Annotated in this window: 1 pseudogene; it reads right to left on the minus strand. The window is 44.6% G+C overall.

Annotated elements, in window-relative coordinates:
- Positions 1 to 294, minus strand: a pseudogene (locus V6259_RS19755) (SAM-dependent DNA methyltransferase); the annotation flags it as partial.

The raw sequence follows: 294 nt of genomic DNA on the forward strand, positions 1-294 counted from the left end.
GGTTTGTTAGCAAAGCGAAGTGCTTCTAAGCGTTCATCACTGAACTGGAAGCTTTCACGCAATGGGCGCTCGATGGTGATGCGGCGATTACCAAATTCATGAGTATCGAATATTTTAGCGGCAAAGGTTTTCGGTGCTTCTACTTTCGGGTTTGCAGACTGTCTACCACGGTTTGATTTTTGTTCGGCTGGTTTGTCTACTGCTAATTGATCAAGAGCGTTCGCATCTATTACTTCAAACGCACCAAAGGTACGAGTAATTAATGCAATAACGTCGGCGGTCATTTCATTGCGT

It is taken from the genome of Marinomonas sp. TI.3.20 (genome assembly GCF_038155025.1).
GTDB classification, from domain to species: Bacteria; Pseudomonadota; Gammaproteobacteria; order Pseudomonadales; family Marinomonadaceae; genus Marinomonas; species Marinomonas flavescens.